The sequence below is a fragment of the Catellatospora sp. KI3 genome (genome assembly GCF_029948125.1).
GTDB lineage: Bacteria > Actinomycetota > Actinomycetes > Mycobacteriales > Micromonosporaceae > Catellatospora.
This window is the reverse complement of record NZ_JASAMB010000005.1, coordinates 45,945-62,218: the sequence shown is the minus strand read 5'-3', so window position 1 is coordinate 62,218 and position 16,274 is coordinate 45,945. Positions and strand designations below refer to the sequence as shown.

12 protein-coding genes are annotated in these 16,274 nt (G+C 67.7%); 9 read left to right on the top strand and 3 right to left on the bottom strand.

Going from position 1 to position 16,274, the window contains the following annotated elements:
- Window positions 1-43 precede the first annotated feature (43 nt).
- The 9 genes from QEZ54_RS10575 to QEZ54_RS10535 all read left to right on the top strand — a co-directional run bounded on the left by QEZ54_RS10575 (window position 44) and on the right by QEZ54_RS10535 (window position 12,147).
- A complete protein-coding gene (locus tag QEZ54_RS10575; RefSeq protein ID WP_281304357.1) occupies window positions 44-1,309 on the top strand; it encodes an ABC transporter substrate-binding protein in 1,266 nt (421 codons plus the stop codon).
- Entirely contained in the window at window positions 1,306-2,568 is a 1,263-nt protein-coding gene (locus tag QEZ54_RS10570; protein ID WP_281304356.1) for a hypothetical protein, read from the top strand. Before QEZ54_RS10575 ends, QEZ54_RS10570 begins: the two co-directional genes overlap by 4 nt.
- Window positions 2,565-3,326, top strand: a complete 762-nt coding sequence (locus QEZ54_RS10565; protein WP_281304355.1) for an ABC transporter ATP-binding protein — start codon at window positions 2,565-2,567, stop codon at window positions 3,324-3,326. Before QEZ54_RS10570 ends, QEZ54_RS10565 begins: the two co-directional genes overlap by 4 nt.
- Complete coding sequence (locus tag QEZ54_RS10560; RefSeq protein WP_281304354.1) at window positions 3,323-4,141, top strand: ABC transporter permease; 819 nt, start codon at window positions 3,323-3,325, stop codon at window positions 4,139-4,141. Before QEZ54_RS10565 ends, QEZ54_RS10560 begins: the two co-directional genes overlap by 4 nt.
- Window positions 4,142-4,200: 59 nt before the next feature.
- On the top strand, window positions 4,201-5,376 hold the full coding sequence (locus QEZ54_RS10555) for a hypothetical protein (RefSeq protein WP_281304353.1): 1,176 nt from the start codon (window positions 4,201-4,203) through the stop codon (window positions 5,374-5,376).
- 10 nt (window positions 5,377-5,386) lie between these two features.
- Complete coding sequence (locus QEZ54_RS10550; protein ID WP_281304352.1) at window positions 5,387-6,766, top strand: FAD-binding oxidoreductase; 1,380 nt, start codon at window positions 5,387-5,389, stop codon at window positions 6,764-6,766.
- A gap of 551 nt (window positions 6,767-7,317) precedes the next feature.
- Window positions 7,318-8,229 carry a PfkB family carbohydrate kinase gene (locus QEZ54_RS10545; RefSeq protein ID WP_348650530.1) on the top strand — a complete coding sequence of 304 codons (912 nt, stop codon included), beginning with the start codon at window positions 7,318-7,320 and terminating at the stop codon, window positions 8,227-8,229.
- Window positions 8,230-9,032: 803 nt separating this feature from the next.
- Complete coding sequence (locus QEZ54_RS10540) at window positions 9,033-10,964, top strand: phosphotransferase (RefSeq protein WP_281304351.1); 1,932 nt, start codon at window positions 9,033-9,035, stop codon at window positions 10,962-10,964.
- The gene (locus QEZ54_RS10535) at window positions 10,957-12,147 is read left to right on the top strand and encodes a hypothetical protein (protein ID WP_281304350.1); all 1,191 of its coding nucleotides are present in this window, start codon (window positions 10,957-10,959) and stop codon (window positions 12,145-12,147) included. The genes QEZ54_RS10540 and QEZ54_RS10535 overlap by 8 nt, the downstream gene beginning before the upstream one ends.
- 766 nt (window positions 12,148-12,913) lie before the next feature.
- Here QEZ54_RS10535 and QEZ54_RS10530 read toward each other — a convergent pair.
- From QEZ54_RS10530 to QEZ54_RS10520, 3 genes are read right to left on the bottom strand one after another with little or no spacing between them, the layout of a single operon-like run.
- A complete protein-coding gene (locus QEZ54_RS10530; protein ID WP_281304349.1) occupies window positions 12,914-13,366 on the bottom strand; it encodes a response regulator in 453 nt (150 codons plus the stop codon).
- Window positions 13,363-14,982 (bottom strand): sensor histidine kinase, encoded by a 1,620-nt coding sequence (locus QEZ54_RS10525; RefSeq protein ID WP_281304348.1) that lies wholly within the window; start codon window positions 14,980-14,982, stop codon window positions 13,363-13,365. Before QEZ54_RS10525 ends, QEZ54_RS10530 begins: the two co-directional genes overlap by 4 nt.
- Window positions 14,979-16,178, bottom strand: a complete 1,200-nt coding sequence (locus QEZ54_RS10520) for a fused response regulator/phosphatase (RefSeq protein ID WP_281304347.1) — start codon at window positions 16,176-16,178, stop codon at window positions 14,979-14,981. Before QEZ54_RS10520 ends, QEZ54_RS10525 begins: the two co-directional genes overlap by 4 nt.
- Window positions 16,179-16,274 lie beyond the last annotated feature (96 nt).

The following is a 16,274-nucleotide window of genomic DNA, read 5'->3' as shown; positions in this document are numbered from 1 at the left end:
ACGGATGTCCATGTGCAAGAACATCGATTCGGAGTGTACGTCCATGATTCGGCTGCGCCCGGCCTGGTGCCTGGTTTGGTGCCTGGCCTCGGCCGCTGCTGCCACCGGCGGATGCACTTCCGTCACCCCGCCGGCGCGGCCGCTGGTCGTGGGGGTGCTCGCACCGCTGACCGGCCCGGCCGCCGAGACCGGCGCCGACGCGGTGCGCGGGGCGCAGCTGGCGGTCGAGGTCGTCAACCAGGCCCACCCGACGCTGGCGGTGCCGCTGGCCGCGGGAACCGGCCTGCCCGGACTCGGCGGGGCGGCGCTGCAGCTGGTCACCGCCGATACGGCGGGCAACCCCGTCACCGCCTCGGCGCAGGTGTCCGCGCTGGTCACCGAGCGCCACGCGATCGGCCTGATCACCGCCGACAGCGCCGAATCCACCGAGGCCGCGGGTACGGAGGTGCAGCGGCTGCGGGTGCCCCTGCTGGACGCGCGAACCACCGCCGACTACCTGACCGAGCTCGGGGTGGACTGGTACTTCCGCACCGGTCCCAGCGACAGCCAGCTCGCCGACAGCGCCTTCTCGCTGCTGGGCCGCCAGCCGGCGCGGCCGGGCGGCGGCGGGCACCGGGTGCTGCTGGTCACCGAGGCCGGCGCCGAGGGCGCCGCCGCGGCGGTGCGCCTGCGTGAACTCGTGCCGCGCTCGGGGGCCGCCGTCGCCGCGCAGGTCCAGATGTCCGCCGCGGACTCCCCCGACACGCTCGACCCGGACGTCCACTCCGGCGACGCCGGTGCCGAGCCGGACGCGGTGCTCGCCTGGGCGCGGAGCACCGCCGGCGCCGCGGCCATCGTCGCCGCCGCCGACCGCTCCGGCATCCCGCTGTACGGCCTGGGCCAGGGCTTCCGCCAGTTCGACCGGCCGCTGCCGGAGGCGACCACCATGATGCGGGCGATGCCCTGGTCGCAGGATTACGCCGGGCGCAATCCGGTCGCCCGCGACGTGCTCCGGCTGTACCAGCAGCGCTTCGACCGGCCGATGAGCGCGGCGGCCGCCGACGCCTTCACCGCGATGATCACGCTGGCCGGGGCCGTCGACGCGGCCCGGTCCGGCGATCCGGCCGCGATCCGCACCGCGCTGCGGCAGACCAGCCTGCCCGCCACTTCGATGATCATGCCGTGGAACGGGGTGCGGTTCGGCCCCGACGGGCAGAACATCCTGGCCGCGGCCGTCGTCGAGCAGTGGCAGTTCCGCGACTTCCGCCTGGTCTATCCGGTCGAGCTGGCCATCACAGCCGCCCGCTGGGGCCGGCGGGACGCCAGGTGAGCGCCGACGCGCTGCTGCTGCGCGGCGCCGTGCTGGCCGACGGCACCCGCGCCGACGTCACCGTCCGCGGCGGCGTCATCGCCTCGGTCGACCGGCCGGGCCCGACCGACCCGCACGGCCGCCCCGACCGGGTCGAGGAGCTGGGCGGCTACCTGCTGCTGCCCGCCCCGATGGAGATCCACGCCCACCTGGACAAGGCGCTGACCGCGGACCGGGTCGCCAACCCGGCCGGCGACCTGCTCGGCGCCGTCGGCGCGTGGCTGGCCTACCGCCCCGGCCGCGACCGGGACGACATCCTCGCCACAGCCCGGACCGCGCTGCACGCGTACGTCGGCAACGGGGTGACCGCGCTGCGCACCCACGTCGACCTCGGCACCGACATCGGCCTGCGCGGGCTGGAGGCGCTGCTGGAGCTGCGCGAGGAGGCGGCCGGGCTGTGCCACGTGCAGCTGGTCGCCTTCGCCGCCAACCCGCTGACCGGCGTCGCCGGGGCGGCCAACCGCGCCCTGCTGCGCGACGCGCTGGCGGCCGGGGCCGACGCCGTCGGCGCCTGCCCCGGGCTGGACGCCGACCCGGCCGAGTGCGTAGAGATCTGCCTTGAGCTGGCCGCCGACCACGGGGTGCCGGTCGACCTGCACGTCGACGAGTGGCTGCGGCCCGAACCGTGCACGCTGGCGATGCTCGCCGACGCGGTGCTGGCCACCGGCTTCCCGTACGGTGTGCTCGCCTCGCACTGCGTCAGCCTCGGCGCGATGGAGCCGGCCCGGACCGCCGCCATCGCCGACCGGGTGGCCGCCGCGGGCATCGCCGTCGCCGCGCTCCCGCAGACCAACCTCTACCTGCAAGGACGCGACCACGACCGGGCGGTGCCGCGCGGGCTCACCGCGGTGGCGGCGCTGCGCGCGGCCGGGGTGACCGTCGCGGCGGGCGGCGACAACCTGCAGGATCCGTTCAACTGCCTCGGCCGCGCCGATCCACTGGAGACCGCGGCGCTGCTCGTGCTGGCCGGACACGACGAACCGCACTCGGCGTACGCCGCCGTCAGCGCCGACGCGCGCGGCGCGGCCGGCCTGCCCCCGGTCGACATCCGCCCCGGCGCCCCCGCCGACCTGCTGGCCATCCGCGCCGGCGGCCTACGCGAGGCCCTGGCCACCGCCAGCGCCGAGCGCGTCGTCGTCCACGGGGGACGGATCGTCGCCCGCACCTCGGTGCACCGCACCCTCACCGCAGTACCCGCACAGACAGGAATTCCAGCGTGACCGACCACGGTCCGGCCCTCTCCTTCGAGCAGGTCGGCATGCACTACCCCACCGGAACCACCGCCCTGGACGACGTGACGCTGCACGTGGGGGCGGGCGAGTTCGTCGCCGTGGTCGGTCCCTCCGGCTGCGGCAAGAGCACCCTGCTGCGCCTGGCCGCGGGCCTGCTCACCCCGACCAGCGGCACCGTCGCGCGGTCTGCCGCCCGGCTGGGGTTCGTCTTCCAGGACCCGACCCTGCTGCCCTGGCGCAGCGTCCGCCGCAATGTGGAGCTCGCCGGTGAGCTGCGCCGGGAACCGGCCGCGCAGCGCCGCGAGCGAGCCGAGCAGGCGCTGGCCCGGGTGGGCCTGACCGGGGCCGCCGACCAGCTGCCGCGCACGCTGTCGGGCGGCATGCGGATGCGGGTGTCGCTGGCCCGGACCCTGGCCGGGCAGCCTGAGCTGATGCTGTTCGACGAGCCGTTCGGCTCGCTGGACGAGATCACCCGCGAGCGGCTCGGGGAGGAGCTGCAGTCGCTGTTCGTGGCCGACGGCTTCGCCGGGCTGCTGGTCACCCACTCCGTCGCCGAGGCGGTGTACCTGGCCGAGCGGGTCGTGGTGATGGCCGACCGGCGCATCGTCGGCGAGGTGGCCGTGCCGCTGCCCTACCCGCGGGAGCCGCAGGTCCGGTTCTGGCCGGACTTCACCGCGCTGACCGCGAACGTGACCGAGCTGCTGCGCGGCAGCAGCGCCGAGCGCACCGCGGCGGTGGCCCGATGAGCGCGGCGTACACGCGGCTGCGGACCGCGCTGCCGCCGCTGGCGGTGTCCGGGCTGGTGCTGGTGCTCTGGTACCTGGGCAGCTACGTGCTCATCGACGCCGACCGGCGGTTCCTGCTGCCCCCGCCGCACGAGGTGGTGCGGGTGGCGCTGGACCCGGCCAACCTGGCCGAGCTGATGGCCGGACTCGGCCTGTCGGCGCAGGTCGCGGTGCTCGGGCTGGGCATCGCGGCGGTGGTCGGGCTGCTGCTGGCGGCGCTGATGAGCCAGGCCCGGTGGATCGAGCGCGCGGTGTACCCGTACGCGGTGCTGCTGCAGACGGTGCCGATCCTGGCGCTGGTCCCGCTGTTCGGCTTCTGGTTCGGCTTCGGCCTGCCCAGCCGGGTGCTGACGTGCGTGCTGATCGCGCTGTTCCCGATCACCGCGAACACGCTGTTCGGCCTGCGCTCCACCGATCCGGCCCTGCACGACCTGTTCACGCTGCACCGGGCGAGCCGCTGGACCCGGCTGGTGAAGCTGCAGCTGCCGGCGGCGCTGCCGTCGATCCTCACCGGTCTGCGCATCTCCGCGGGTGCCGCGGTGATCGGCGCGATCGTCGGCGACTTCTTCTTCCAGCAGGGGCAGCCGGGGCTCGGCCAGCTCATCTACCTGTACCCGCGCCGCCTGCAGTCGGAGCTGCTGTTCGCCGCGGTGATCCTCGCCTCGCTGCTGGGCCTGGTCGTTTTCTGGCTGTTCGGCACCGTGGCCCGCTACGCCACGGCCTGGCACGACTCGCAGCAGCGCCCGGCCTCGACCGGCCAGGGCGCCGCCCGCTGACCGTCCCACGCACCACCTGCCGCGCACCACCGTCGTACAACAGTCCAAAAAGGAGACATATGAAGCTGTATCACGCCCCTGCGCTGCCGTTACGGCGCGCGACCGCGGTCGCCGCCCTCGCGGCGCTGCTGCTCGCGGGCGGCTGCACGGCCGAACCCGACGAACCCGCCGCCGCGCCCAGCGCGGGCAGCGGCGCCCTCGACCTGGCCGCGGTCTGCCCGGCCACGGTCGTGATCCAGGCGGCGTGGACGCCCGAGGCCGAGCACGGCGCCCTGTACCACCTGCTGGGCAGCACGAACACCATCGACCCGGACAAGAAGAAGGTGTCCGGGCCGCTGCTGTCGGGCGGGCAGAGCACCGGCGTCAACGTCGAGATCCGCGCGGGCGGTCCGGCGATCGGCTTCCAGAACGCGGGCGCCCAGATGTACGCCGACCCGACCATCATGCTCGGCCAGGTCGCCACCGACGACGCGATCGGCCTGTCGGACAAGCAGCCCGTGGTCGGCGTGGTCGCCCCGTTCGACATCGCGCCCTACATGATCATGTGGGACCCGGCGGCGAACCCGACTTTCAACTCGATCGTCGACATCGGCAAGACCGACACCCCGGTGCTGTACTTCAACGGCGCCACGTACATGGACTACCTGCTCGGCTCGGGCATTCTGCGCCGCAACCAGATCGACGGCGCGTACGACGGCAGCCCCGCCCGGTTCCTGGCCGAGAAGGGCAAGATCGCCCAGCAGGGCTTCGCCACCAACGAGCCGTTCATCTACGAGAAGGCCCTGCCGCAGTGGAAGAAGCCGGTCAAGTTCCAGCTCATCCACGACACCGGCTACCCGATCTACCCTGAGGCGATCGTGGTGCGCGCCGACAAGAAGGGCGAGCACGCCGCCTGCCTGAAGAAGCTGGTCCCGATCATCCAGAAGTCGCAGGTCGACTACATCAAGGACCCGGCCGCGACCAACGACCTGATCATCAAGCTCAACGACGCGTACAAGGGCTTCCCGTACTCCAAGGAGGCGGCCGCGTTCAGCGTGGAGCAGCAGGTCAAGCTGAAGATCGTCAGCAACGGCGGCAACACCACGCTGGGCGACTTCGACGTCGACCGGGTCAAGCGGGTCATCGAGATCGTGAGCCCGATCTACACCGGCCAGCGCAAGGAGATCAAGGCCGGGCTCACCGCCCAGGACCTGGTCACCAACGAGTTCATCGACCCGTCGATCGGGCTGAGCTGAGGAACCTCCGATGACCGTGCCGACACCGCCGTTGGCGCAGGTCGTGCAGCAGACGAGCCGCCGGGCACCCGGCCCGGCGGCTCTGTCCGCGTTCCTGGCCGACCTGCCCGCCGTGCTGCCCCCCGACCGGTACACCACCTCGCTGCCGGCCCGCACCGCCGCCTCGCGCGACTACGCGCACCTCTCCCCGGTGCTCACCGCGGTGCTGCCGGAGCATCCGGCCGACGTGGTGGCCCGGCCGGGCACGACCGACGAGCTGGCCGCGCTGCTGCGCCTGGCGCACACCCACGGCGTGCCCGTCGTGCCGCGCGGCCGGGGCACCGGCAACTACGGCCAGGCGGTGCCGCTGGCGGGCGGGCTGGTCGTCGACCTGACCCGGGCCGACCGGGTCGTCGAGGTCGGCGACGGGTGGGTCCACGCCCAGGCCGGGGCGACCTTCGTGGCGCTGGAGGCGGCCGCGCGGGCGACCGGCCAGGAGATCGCGATGCTGCCCAGCACCGTGGGCAGCACCATCGGCGGGTTCCTGGCCGGCGGCGCGGGCGGGCTGGGCTCGATCGAGCACGGCTGGCTGTGGGACGGGTTCGTGCACGCCCTCGACGTGCTCGGCTGCCCGCCGCGCGAACCCTGGCGGGTCACCGGCGCGGCCTGCCTGCCGTACCTGCACGCGTACGGCGTGACCGGGGTCATCGCCACCGCCACCGTGGGGCTGTCGCCCGCCCGGGACTGGACGGCGCTGCTCGCCTCGTTCCCCGACTGGGCACCGGCGGTCGCGGCCGCCCGGGAACTGCTGCACCTGGACCCGGCGCCCCGGCTGGTGTCGCTGGACGAGCCCGCGCTGGTGGCGACGTACCCGCCCGATCCGGCGATGCCCGCGGGGCGGCACAGCCTGCGGGCGGTCGTCGACGCGCGCACCGTCGACGCGGCGATGCGGGCGGTCACCGGCCACGGCGGGCACGTCGAGGCGGTGACGCCGGAGGCGGTCGGCTACCTGTCGACGCTGTCGTTCAACCACGTCACGCTGCGGGCCCGCAAGACCCGGCCCGACCTGTGCCACCTGCAGGTCGGCGGCGAGCCGCTGACCGCCGAGCCGGACGCGGTGCGCGCCTGCCTGCCGGGCGCGATGCTGCACCTGGACGGGCTGCGCACGTTCCTCGACCCGGACGAGCCGGCCCGCGGGCGCGGCTTCGGCGGCCTGCTGCTGTCGGAGTTCCGCGACGCGGACACGCTCTACGCCGGGGTGGAACGGCTGCGGGCACTGGGCGTGCACGTCGTCGACCCGCACACCTGGCTGCTCGGCGGCCCCGCTCTTGCCACCCTTCGCGCATCAGCAGTCTTGGCCGACCCGCGCGGTTTACTGAACCCGGGAAAACTACCGGATCCATCATCATGACGAACCGGGGCGTGCCGTCGATTCGGCAAAAGGTGGACGGCACATCCGCGCTCCCGCATCAGATTCCGCTAGACGGTGGTCTCGCCTCGCCGCAGTGGCAGTGTGTGGCTGTGTCTTCCATTACCGTCCGACCAGGTGACTTTAACTACGAAGCGCCTGTGCCCACGATAAATGTCTCCCTCCGGAATCCACGGGATCGGGTAGCGGCCAGAGGAATCCAGCCTGTTCAGCGGCAGCTCATTCTCCTCTAAGCTGCGAAGATCGACCACCTCGCCAATGGCATCCCGGATCTCTACAGATACATTGAGTGCGACTGATGGGCCTCTGTTCCAGATCACCAGATGATAGCCAGCTGACCGCACATCCCCGTCGACCATCACAACGCGAGCGAAGCTCCGCACACGATGAAAGTAGACAGTGACATCGGCTGACCTGGCCGATTGCACCCGAACACGATATGCATCGATCGAAACGATCAATGACAAGACGAGCGCCGCGCTGGCTAGCACCAGGCTGATTTGATCAGTCACAATGGTTCACATCCCGACGAGGTGAGAGGTCCGGTCACGACTGTGCGGTCAGGCCCAGGCATCCAGAAACCTATCAACCGGTTGCTAGTCGTAGGCGATGTGATGCTTGACGTCGTCGGCCACATTGGTCTGCCCGCCACTGAGGCATGCGCAGCCGGGCACGTAGCCACTGATCTCGGAACGCGCTTGGGCGGAACGGGGCTAGTCGTCGCCTTAGAGGCACGGAAGATCAATATTCCTGAGGTCGGACTATGGGGCTCTGTCGGCTGCGATCCGTCACAGCGTCTTGATCCAGCGGGCGACGCCGCTGTTACCATCCTTGCCCGAGAGCGGATCCACGATCTGTTACGTCGCGAGGAACGTGCACCGACGGGTACCGCTGTGTGCATCGACTTTAAAGGGGAAGAACGCTTATTACTGGCCCAGCCAGGTGCCAATCAACTCGTCGACCGCGAAGGTCCGTCGCGGACAGTGCTGGACTTCGCACAGACTTCTGACGCCCTCTTCATCTCAGGCTATTCCTTGATCGACTCAGCAAGGGCTGAGCAGGTGATGACGCTGGTAAGTGCAGCCAAGCGAAACGGCGCGACGATCGCACTCGATCTCGTTCCACATCGACTAGAAGATCACGTCGACAATTTTGAGCGGGTTCTTGGCGAGTTCGACGTCATCTTCGGCGAGGCCGCTACAATCCAGCGCTTGTACGGAGTAGGACCTGTGCCGACGTCCCCCAACGAACTGCGAGAGCTGGCGACAAGGGCGCTTCGAAATAAAGCGATGGTAGTGCTCCGCCCGAGCAATGAGGTCGAACTATTCGTTTCTCGCCACGATGACCTGCGCTGGGTGAATACCGGATACGAGGCGCTAACTCCGGCGGAGCGTCCCGGAAGTCTCGACCGACGCTCTCTACGTTACCTGACTGGGCTTCAATGATGTCGGCTCCCGTTAATTTGCCAACCGGTATCGGACCTACGCCTGACGCTTCTGCATTCGTAAAAGTGTTGCGGACGTACTGCGGCACGCAACCGATCGTGCTGGACATCGGCTTCGGCAACGGTCGACTCAGAGAACCGCTTGTCGCGGCTGGCGGCGCGTGGATAGGGATTGATATCGCACCAGATCGCGTGAGTCACGCGAAACACCTATCTTGGAATGTCGAAATCGGTGATGTCACGAACCGCCTACCCTTGGCCGAGGCATCGGCAGACGCAGCAGTACTATCATTCGTGTCGAATCTGATCCCACTTCGGAGGGCGCGTCGATCAGCCATCCATGAGGTGCGCCGGGTCGTGCGTCCCGGCGGCCTCGTCTGGCTCGTGGACTTTGAAAGATTGCCCACTAGAAGAGACGTTCGAGTCGGTACCGATATGTCGTTGCAGCACTGGCAGGCCATGCGCCGCCGCTACCGGATAGGTCGCCAGTTGGCAGCCTGGGCACTCAAGACCTCCACTGCGGATATAGCACGCGGATCTTTTCCCGCATTTGACGTGGTCGACGACGACGCCGGGTTATTCCGTACCCATCGGTACTCCGTAGAAGATTTCTGCTCCGCAGCTCATGATGGGCGGATATCTATTCCATTCACAGCGTGTCATCCCACCATGGCGGAGCTCTTCCAAGAATGGCGCCTCACGGAGACGCTCTCGATTTCTCGGACGGCGCGCCGCAGCCGCGGTGGCGAATGCCTGCCCGTACTCGACGTCATATTCAAAGCCTAGAGAAAAGATGCCCTCCTGATGCCTGTAACGATCGAGTGGGATGGAAACTTCGCAGACGCGACGATCCCTATCCAGGATCTGATAGATGAGCTCTTCGGCGGACAGCAGGGATTCAACGCGCGGATCGTCCGCCTGCTGCCACTTTTCGGTGGCGAGAGCGGCAGCGCCGTACTGCGTGCAATTGTCAAGGCGCCTCACTCACCGATCTCATACGTCCTCAAATGCGGGGAGGCGACGGCGATCGCAAAGGAGCGGAACGCACACATCCGATGGAGTGGCAGAACCGCCCTGTGGCAAGGCGCGCCTCCACAAACCACGGTGGACCCGGTGATTGAACGGAACGGCGACCAGTGGTCCGCTATTCTGTATCAGCTCGCCGGCAACACGGGCGCCGCAGAAGACTTGATATCGCTGGAAGAGGCGGTCGCTCGTTTTGTCTCGTCGCCGCTCGGCCGCGACCGCCAGCAGAGCTGGGCTTCTACGTTTAGCGCTCTTGCCAGAATATTGTCCTCAGCCTACTCCACCGACACCGAAAATATTCCGGCTAAAAGAGTGCTGGCGATCCCCTCGAGAGAATTGCGTGCAATTCTCTCATCAGTCGTCGCGATAGCCGGTGCCAGCTCTGCCGGGGTCGGCAGTGGTTGGCACGAGGTGTTGGACGCCATGAACGACTGGGAGCACTACATCAGCGGATTGAACCGTGACGTTAAGGCGTCTGTGTGCCATGGTGATCTCCGCGGCGCGAATGTACTATTAGACGGGTCGACCTATCACCCTTTTTTGATTGACTTCGGCGGAGTGGGGATCAACACTCCGATCATGGATATGGCGCGTCTTGAAATAGACCTTTTGGTCCGCGCTGGAGGACTGACCGATGAGACAATCCCTATAGTTCACAGGATGCTTTTCGACGCGTACCTCGATGACGCGTGGCTGGAAAGCCCTGTGCCGATATTGCGAGTCGTATATCAGCTGAGAAAAGCATTCGAACGAGCACTCCAACAGGGAATGGACGCAAATCGCGCTGGTGATGAAGTACGATTCTTTCATGCTTGTCGCATATCCACTGCCGCCAAAATGCTGCGGTGGGCAGATCGGTCTGTAACATCGGAGCAGGCTCGGCGCCATCTGTTGTGGATGGTTCTTGAGGGCCCCCGCCGGGTGGCCTCTACTGTCAGTGTGGTGGATCCGGCACATCTGTCCGACACACGGACGCCCGACTCGGGTGAGCTTCGCAGAATGCCGCTCACACCCGGCCCGGTATTGCGACAGACTTTCGACACAGGAATTGTAGCGGTACATCACTCCGACGACTGGAACGCTCGAAACAGAGCGAAGGTCAAACTGCTCGAATCCGACCAAGATCTCTGGCTACTCGCCCATTCGGGTTGGTCATATATGGCGCCCGAGGGCACGCTGTTCCCCAGCTTTTCCGACCGTATCCGCCGCCAGCGCGCCGGCGGCGGGGCGAGAACACAAATTCTGATGATGAGCCCGTTCGCCGAGGAAGGCATACTGCGCGCGCTTCAGCAAGCTCCAAGGGCCCAGCGTTTCGCCGACCTCGAGCGAACACGAACCTTCACCCGATTCTCGCGTTGCCTTGACGATTATCGGAGCCTTTTCCATCTGGCAGAAGGCGAGGACCGCGCGCTAGAAGTGAGGGTTACCCCCTTTTCGATCGGGTGCTCGGTGCTGCTTGCCGGCTCCTCGATGTTCTACGAGCCATATCACGCCGGCTTGGCATCACATCGAGATGTTCGACTGCAAGCTTTCCCAGAATTCGAGTTCAACGAAGCTGGAGCGAAGGCATATCTAGCATCGATGCTGGAGCAACTCAACTGGTATTGGGACCGTTCTCTCAGCGTTGAGGATTACCATGCGGCCGAGGCTTCCCTCAAAGAGGTCGGGATGCGCCATGCGACACTTATCGCCGGGATCTCCGATGTCTGAGGGGCTCCTCTCCACAATCGGAGACCACTACCCGTACTCACCTATTCAATATCACGACAGTTGGCTTGCGGTCGATCCCGTCATCGGCTGCAAGGCATCATGCTCGTACTGCCTTCTGAGACTCGCAGGTTGGACTGGGGTCCGCCCAGAGGTCGTCGAATCAACCACTGACATCGTTGAGCAACTCGTCAGTCACCGATATTTCATTCCAAATGAGACAAAGTTGTGCTACGGCACACGAACCGATGTATTGATGCCCGAAGTCATCCCACACATGACGGCCTTTCTGACGGAGCTTGAGAAACGCGGACTACGAAACCCGGTCGCCCTCATCTCCAAAAAGGAGATCTCCGAGGAGACCGCAGACACAATTGCGAACCTCCGGAATGTCCGGGTCGTGTTTCTATGTAGCTGGTCCGCGCTGCCAAGTCATGTCGAAAAGGGCATACGACAGGGGTCGGCCCTGGCAACGATGCGGCGACTTACCAAGCGTCAAGTGCCCGTGATCCATTATTTCCGGCCCATGCTGCCTGCCAACACGGATGAGTTGACACTGCGCGAAGTTTTGTCGTCCGCCGCCACGTGGTCACGCGCGACCGTACACGTCGGAATCAAGCTGAACGACGGCTTGCAGCGCTTCTACACCGAGAGTGAGATTCTAAAGCCAGCCGCAGGCCGACCGTCCGATGAGGGCTCCTGGACTCCTCCCGAGGCAGTTCAAAACCTACGCAGAATCGCAGCGGAGATATGTCCGGAACATCCCTTGTATGAGCATACGTCATGCGCTGTGTCCCATGTACTAGGCGAGGCCGACTATACGGCAACGATTCATCGACCGTCGATCTGCAAACCAAGCCGCTGCCCTTCACTGCAGCGAGCGAGATGTGCGGATTCGCGGAAAGTTCCGACCGCCAGCGAGGTGGAAACCTCCCTCGCCCGAATCGGCCTGACAAACAGCGCCACCGTGGAAGGCGAGCACATTCACATCGACGGATCACTCAGTCAAGAGGACTACTGCTATTTACTGCATCGCTTCAATGTACCGATAGCTAGCACGGTCAATTTCTTCCGAGTGTTCCGGGGATCGATTTTCAGTACCCCGGAGGCAGTGCCCGAAGGCCAGCCGGCAACCTCAGAGCCTAATGCCGCCAATTCGCGCGAGGAGTCAAGCCACGGGTTGTAGCGTTCGCGGGTCTAGAAGCGATTCATTTCTTGCGCATGAAGGGCAGTCAGCCGGCAACCAACTCCGGGACTCCAGTCGCAACAGTGCGGCGACCTCGGGGACTAGTGTTGAGGGATTGACCAGAAGCCCACCGCGCCTGTCGATGAGAACTCCAGCCATGGCGACCCGGACGCCGAACCTACCTTCCATCAGGCTCTTGGCTTCAGCCAGTGTTTCTCCACTAGAAATCAGATCATCGACGAGCACGACTCGTTCATCCGACGACACTTTTACCCCACGTCGCACAGTCAATGCCTCGTAGTTGTCTCTCTCTAGAAATAGCGCGCGGCATCGAAGGCGCCGTGCGACTCCCCAGGCCACAACAAGGCCGCCCTGCGTAGGACCCGCGACTATCGTTGGCCGCGCACTCGAGAGTAGGTCGGCCAGATACCCGAAAAGCTCGTCTGCTGATTCTGGTGACTGCAGGACGGGAAACTTCTCCCAGAACTCGTTCGTATGGTGCCCGGCACGCACCCGGAAATGGCCGTACCGAACGCCTCCCTCCTGTTCGAAGATCTGGCGCGTTCGCGCGGCGGCCATTGCGTCCAGGTGTGCCGCCATGATCAGCTCCTATCGATGCGGCCAGCCCTGGAGACAGCTTAAAGAGTTACCTGACCCTACGGAAGACCAGCGCAGGCAGGTGAGCGTTAATGATAATTGCCCCTCTGCATGCGAGGGCGGGGACGCAGTGACCGCATCCCCCCGCCACTCGAATCTGCGCTGGCGGTCACGCGCGGTTGGGCAGGCGGACGACGCTGACGAAGAAGTCGTCGATCTGCTTGACCACCGAGATGAATCGCTCGAAGTCCACCGGCTTGGCCACGTACGCATTGGCGTGCAGCTGGTAGCTGCGCAGCACGTCCTCCTCGGCCTGCGAGGTGGTCAGCACCACGACCGGGATGCGGCACAGCTCCGGGTCGTTCTTGATCTCGGCGAGCACCTCCCGGCCGTCGCGGCGGGGCAGGTTCAGGTCGAGCAGGATCAGGTCCGGCACGGGCGCGTCGGTGTACTCCCCCTCCCGGCGCAGGTAGGCCAGGGCCTCGACGCCGTCGGTGACGACCTGGAGCACGTTGCGCATCTTGTACTCCTCGAACGCCTCCCGGGTCATCAGGACGTCGCCCGGATCGTCCTCGACGAGCAGCACCACGATGGGGCGTTCGGCTTCGGGCATCGAGATCATGCTGAGGTCTCCTCGTCCGGTCGGCTTGCTTCGACGTCGACCGGGGCGGCCTCGTCCCCGACGGGCAGCGTGAACGTGATCGCCGCGCCGTCGGTCTGCTGCTCGGCCACCCAGATGCGGCCTCCGTGATACTCCACGATCTTCTTGGCGATCGCCAATCCCATGCCGGTGCCCGGGTAGGCGTCCTTGGCGTGCAGGCGCTGGAAGATGATGAAGATCTTCTCTGCGAACTCGGACTCGATGCCGATGCCGTTGTCGCTGACCGTGATCTCCCACTCGTCGCCGACCCGCAGCGCGGACACGTGCACCTTCGCGGGGACGTCGACGCGGGCGAACTTGAGCGAGTTGCCGACCAGGTTCGCCAGCAGCGTGCCGAGCAGCGCCTCCTCGCCCTGGATGGAGGGCAGGTCGTCCCAGGTCAGCGTGGTCTGGTCGTACTGCGTGTCGTTGGTGACCTGCTCGGCGACCGCGCGCATCACCTCGTTCAGCGCGACCGGGGTGAAGCCGCTGGTGTTGCGGCCGATGCGGGAGAAGGCGAGCAGGTCGTTGATGAGCCGCTGCATGCGCTGCGCGCCGTCGACGGCGAAGCCGATGTACTGGTCGGCCCGCTCATCGAGCTGCCCGGCGTACCGGCGCTGCAGCAGCTGGCAGAAGCTGGCCACCTTGCGCAGCGGCTCCTGCAGGTCGTGCGAGGCGACGTAGGCGAACTGCTCCAGGTCCCGGTTCGAGCGGGTCAGCTCGGAGGCCTGCGCCTGCAGCTGGCCGTTGATCGCCTCGACGGCGTGCCTGGCCTCGCTCACCTCGGCGAGGTCGGAGGCGATCTGGCGGCGCATCGTGTCGATGTCGTCGGCGAGCCGGCTCAGCTCCGGCGACCCCTGCCCGACGATCCGCGTCCCGTACGCCCCGTCCGCCACGTGCCGCACCTGTGCCGCCAGGTTCAGCACCGGCCGGGTGACCATGCGGTTGAGCAGCACCACCAACCCGGCCCCGGCCAGCACGATGATGAACCCGGCCCCGATCAGCAGCACCACCAGGCCGTCGCTGCTGGACCGCAGCGCGGCCACGGCCTTGTCCCGCAGCGCGGTGATCTCCGTCTGGAGCTTGGTCACCTCGGCGCGGGTCTGGTCGAACCGCTTCTTCGACTCGTCGGCCAGCAGGGCCTGAGCCGCCTCGGGGCCCTCGGCGCGGGCCTTGGCGATGGCCGGGTCGGCCACGACCGAACGCCACTCGTTGGCGCTGGCGCGGACCCGGCGCAGCTGGACGAGCACCTGCGGATCGTGCTCCAGCAGCGGGATCATCGCCGCGTAGAGGTTCTCCTCCTCTTCGCGCCCGGCCGTGTACGGCGCCAGTTCGGCGGCGTTGCCGCTGAGCACGAAGCCGCGCACCCCGGTCTCCTGGTTGACCAGCGCCACGCCCAGCCGCTCGCCGCTGATGCGCAGCACACCGGTCTTGTTCAGCACCACGTCGAGGTTCTCGCGGTTGCGGGCCGCGAGCATGGTGGCGCTGATCGCCAGCAGCCCCAGCAGCACCGCCGCGGCGGTGCACAGGGCGGTGACCCGGGCCCGCAGGGACCACAGCCGCAGGCTGCGCAGTGGGAGGTTCGATTTCGTCGTCACGATGCCGTTTCCTTGTTCAGCAGCACGATCGCCACGTCGTCGGCCAGCGGGCCGCCGTTGAGCGCCTCCGCCGCCTCGACCAGGGCCGAGGGCAGCGCCGACATCGGCACGCCCGCCGCGAGCCGGGCCCGGCACAGCTCGTCGAGCCGGTCGTAGCCCAGCCGCTCCGGACCGTCGCCGGTGCGCCCCTCGACCAGTCCGTCGGTGAACAGCAGCAGCGACCACGGGCCGGCGGGCAGGTCGAACTCGGTGCCGGTGCGGGGCGCGTCGCCCAGGCCGAGCAGCATCCCGTACGGCACGTCGACCGGCGCGACCGAGCCGTCGGCCAGCAGCAGCGGCGGCGGGTGCCCGGCCAGCCAGCACGCGGCCCGGCCGGTGTCGAGGTCGATGCGGAGCACCGCCATCGTCGCGAACGTGCCCGGATGGCTGCGCTCGCTGACCAGCACCTGCTCCATCGCGGCGAGCGTCGGCTCGGGGGCCACCCCGGCCAGGGTGAGCGCCCGCCAGGCCACCCGCAGCTCGACGCCGAGCGCGGCGCCGTCCACGTCATGGCCGCTGACGTCGCCGATCACCGCGTGCACGTGCCGCGGCGAGGTCTGCACCACGTCGAAGAAGTCGCCGCCCAGCAGCGCCTCGTGGCGGCCGGGGCGGTAGAAGGTGTGCACGGCGAGCCGGTCGCTGCTCATCAGCGGCTGCGGCAGCAGGCCGCGCTCCAGCCGGGCCGACTCGGCCTGGCGCAGCTCGACCTCGCGCAGCCTGCCGGCGCTGACCTCGGCGTGCTTGCGCTCGACCGCGTACTGCACGGAGCGCTCCAGCAGTGCGCCGTCGACCTGGCCCTTGACCAGGTAGTCCTGCGCGCCCTCGGCGACGGCGCTGATGCCCACGTGCGCGTCCTGCTGCCCGGTGAGCACGCAGACGGCGACCCCGGGCGCCTCGGCGAGCACCCGGCGCAGCCCCTCCATGCCCTGCGCGTCGGGCAGCCCCAGGTCGAGCAGGATGCAGTCGGTCGCGTCGAACAGCTGCCGGGCCTCGTTGAGGCTGCTGGCCACGGTCAGCTGGATGGCGGCCTGCTGCTCGTCGAGCAGTTCGCCCACCAGGAACGCGTCGCCCTCGTCGTCCTCGATCAGCAGGACGCGCAGCCGGGCCAGTCGCGCCGGTCCACGCGGCTGCACCGGCGCGGGGGGAGCCGTGAACATCGGGGGGTGGCCTACTTCCGGCGGCGGGGACGAGGTGAAGGGGACGAGGAAGCATTGTCGCAGGGTGCTCCCGATCATTTCTCACGTAGTCCGGTT